The following is a 3,365-nucleotide window of genomic DNA, read 5'->3' on the forward strand; positions in this document are numbered from 1 at the left end:
GCCGAGGCCGCGGCGCCGGCCGGTGACGCCGCTGCGCCGGACGGCACGGCGAAACCGCCCGCCGCCTTCGCGGGGCGGCCACCCTGCGGGGACGACGGGCCGGATGGGCCGGTGACCTTCATGGATTGCGACTCCAGGACATGCCCGACCATCGTCGGCGCCGGGTCACTGTTTGGTTAACGCCCCGGCAGTTTCTGCCGCATGACCGCCCGGCAGCCGGCGAGCCTCGTCTGTTTTCACAGGGTTTTTCGTCTGGCACGCCACTGGCATCGTCGCCGGTACAACAGTTCGCGGACCCCGTACCGATGCAGAAACTGCTCGCCTCTCTCCTGACCGCCGCCGCCCTGGCCGGATTCGCCGGCGATGCGGCCGCGCAGTCGCGGATCAAGGACATCGCCGCCGTCGAGGGCGTCCGCACCAACCAGCTGGTCGGCTACGGCCTGGTGGTCGGTCTGAACGGCACCGGCGACAGCCTGCGCAACTGCCCCTTCACCCGCCAGTCGCTGGAAGGGATGACCGAGCGGCTGGGCGTCAACATCCGCGGCGCCAACGCCAACTCCAAGAACATGGCCGCCATCATGGTGACGGCCGAACTGCCGCCGTTCGCCACGCCGGGCTCGCGCATCGACGTCAGCGTCTCCTCCATGTGCGACGCCAAGAGCCTGCTGGGCGGAACCCTGCTGGTCACCAGCCTGCAGGGCGCCGACGGCGAGGTCTATGCGGTGGCCCAGGGTTCGATCCAGACCGGCGCGGTCTCGGCCTCGGGCGGCTCGGGCTCGTCGGTGACGCGCGGCGTGCCGACCGCCGGCCGCATCGCCTCGGGCGCCACGGTCGAACGCGAGACCGGCTTTCACCTCGCCAATATGAACGAGGTGCGGCTGACCCTGCGCAATCCCGACTTCACCACGGCCCAGCGCGTCGCCGCCGTCATCAACCAGGTCTATCCGAACGCCGCCCTGGCCGAGAACGGCACCGTCATCGCCCTGCGCGCGCCGGGCCAGATGGGCATGGCCGGCTTCATCAGCCAGGTCGAGAACCTGCCGGTGACGGTCGACTCTCCGGCCAAGGTCATCATCGACGAGGTCAACGGCGTCATCGTCATGGGCGACGCCGTGCGGGTCTCCACCGTGGCCATCGCCCAGGGCAATCTGACCGTCTCGATCCAGGAAATGCCGTTCGTCAGCCAGCCCGAGCCGTTCAGCCGCGGCGGCGAGACCGTGGTCGTGCCGCAGACGGACGTCTCGGTCGAGGAAGAGCTGGGCCGGCAGATGCGCATCGTCGGCGGCGGGGCCTCGCTGTCCGACCTCGTCAACGGCCTGAACGCCCTCGGCGTCAGCCCCCGCGACATGATCAGCATCCTCCAGGCCATCAAGGCGGCCGGCGCGCTGCAGGCCGAAATCGAGGTGATGTGATCATGAGCGATCTGGCCGTCTCCCCTTCCCTGCTCCAGCCGCCCCCGGCCGCGCCCGTCGCGACCGCCCGGATGCGCGAAACCGCCGAGGCCTTCGAGGCGTCCTTCCTGTCGCAGATGCTGAAGCCGATGTTCGAGGGCCTTTCGACCGACGGCCCGTTCGGCGGCGGCGAGGCCGAGAGCACGTGGCGCGGCTTCATGATCGAGGCGATGGCCAAACAGACCGCCAGGTCCGGCGGCATCGGCCTCGCCGACCAGGTCGTCGCCCAGATGTTGAAGATGCAGGAGCAAAGCCAGTGACCGGAACCGCCGAACTCAACGCCACGGCCCGCGTTCGCCAGCTGATCGACCTGACCGAGCGGCTGACCGCCAGCCTCGGCGACGAGGCCAAGGCCTTCGAGGCGCACCGCCCGCAGGACGCCGCGGCGACCCTGGCCGGCACCCAGGATCTCGCCAACGCCTATCGGCGAGAGTCGGCCCAGGTGAAGGCCAAGCCCGATGTCCTCGCCGCGGCGCCGGCCAGCGACCGCGCGACCCTGATCCGCGTCACCGAAGCGTTCGAGGCGGTGCTGAGTCGTCACTCCCGGGCCATCGAGGCGGCGCGGATCATCTCGGAGGGTCTGGTCAAGACCATCGCCGCGGAGGTCGCCGCCCAGCGCGGCAGTCCGTCGGCCTACGGGTCGAGCGGCCAGGCCAACGCCGGCGACGGTCGCGCCGTGGCTTTCAACCGGACGGCCTGAGCGCCAGCGTCCGCTCGACGCCGATGGCGTTGAGAAAGTCCGGATCGTGGCTGACCACGATCACCGCCCCGTCGTAGCCGATCAGCGCCGCCTCGACCGCCGCGATCGCGTCGAGATCGAGGTGATTGGTCGGCTCGTCGAGGATCAGCAGCTGGGGCGGCCGGGCGCCGGTCATCACACAGGCCAGGGCGGCCCGCAGCCGCTCGCCTCCCGACAACGTCGCCACGATGCGTTGCGCCGCCGTGTTGCGGAACAGGAAGCGGGCCAGCGCTGCATGGGTCTCGTTCGGCGTCGCCTCCGGGTTCAGGCGCCGATACGCCTCGATCAGGGTTTCGTCCGGCCGGAGCAGCGCCGTTTCCTGGTCGAGAAGCGCCGCTGTCACGGGGCGATCGACGCGACCCATGGCGGGCGCGAGTTCGCCTGAGATCAGTCTGAGCAAGGTCGTCTTGCCCGCGCCGTTGGGGCCGGTGATCGCCACGCGTTCGGGGCCGGTCAGCCGCAGCGAGATCGGGCCGAGAATGCGCCGCCCGTCCGGCGCGTCCCAGGCCGCATCCTCGAGCGCCAGCACGGTCTTGCCGGCGGCGAGGCCGGACGACGGCATGGGAATGGCCATTCCCCGGACCCGTTCGACCCGTTCGCGCGCTTCGTTGAGTTCGGCCTCGGCCGCCTCGGCCCGGCGGCGGGCCAGCAGATTCTCGCGGGCGCCGGAGTTCTCGGCCCGTTCGGCCATAGCGCCCAGCAGGATCTTCGGCTCCGACTTCCTCGCCGCAAAGGCCCGCCCGGCCTTGTCCCGTCGCGCCTTCTTCTCGACCGCCTTCTGGCTCTCGCGCGCGATCTGGCTGGCGCTTCTCTCCGCCACTTCCAGATCGCGTTCCGCCGCGGCCCGTTCTGCCGCCTTCCGTTCCGCATACAGATCGTAGTTCCCCCCGTAGACGGCGGCGCCGAGGCCCGACAGTTCGACAATCCGGTCCATCCGCCGCAGCAGGGCCCGGTCGTGACTGACAACGACAGCGCCGCCCTTCCAGCGGGCCAGCAGGTCGGCGATGGCGGCGCGCCCCCCGGCGTCGAGATGATTGGTCGGCTCGTCCAGCACCAGAAGATCGGGAGCCTCGAGCAACAGGGCCGCCAGCCGCGCCCGGGTCTGCTCGCCCCCGCTCAGGGTCGCCGCGGCGCGGTCCGGATCGAGCCCCGGCAGGCCGACGTCGGCCAGGGCC

Annotated in this window: 4 protein-coding genes; 3 read left to right on the plus strand and 1 reads right to left on the minus strand. The window is 71.0% G+C overall.

The window, feature by feature from the left end:
• Positions 1–305 precede the first annotated feature (305 nt).
• The 3 genes from RDU12_RS14140 to RDU12_RS14150 are packed head-to-tail and all read left to right on the plus strand — an operon-like array spanning position 306 to position 2,151.
• Complete coding sequence (locus RDU12_RS14140; RefSeq protein WP_300289520.1) at positions 306–1,412, plus strand: flagellar basal body P-ring protein FlgI; 1,107 nt, start codon at positions 306–308, stop codon at positions 1,410–1,412.
• Positions 1,413–1,414: 2 nt separating this feature from the next.
• Positions 1,415–1,711, plus strand: coding sequence for a rod-binding protein (locus RDU12_RS14145; RefSeq protein ID WP_300289519.1), 297 nt, complete (start codon positions 1,415–1,417; stop codon positions 1,709–1,711).
• Positions 1,708–2,151, plus strand: a complete 444-nt coding sequence (locus RDU12_RS14150) for a flagellar basal-body protein FlbY (RefSeq protein ID WP_300289518.1) — start codon at positions 1,708–1,710, stop codon at positions 2,149–2,151. The genes RDU12_RS14145 and RDU12_RS14150 overlap by 4 nt, the downstream gene beginning before the upstream one ends.
• Here the strand turns inward: RDU12_RS14150 and RDU12_RS14155 are convergent.
• A partial coding sequence (locus RDU12_RS14155; RefSeq protein ID WP_308685263.1) for an ATP-binding cassette domain-containing protein occupies positions 2,135–3,365 on the minus strand: 1,231 nt, incomplete at its 5' end. The genes RDU12_RS14150 and RDU12_RS14155 overlap by 17 nt on opposite strands.

Source organism: Brevundimonas sp. (assembly GCF_031082345.1).
GTDB lineage: Bacteria > Pseudomonadota > Alphaproteobacteria > Caulobacterales > Caulobacteraceae > Brevundimonas.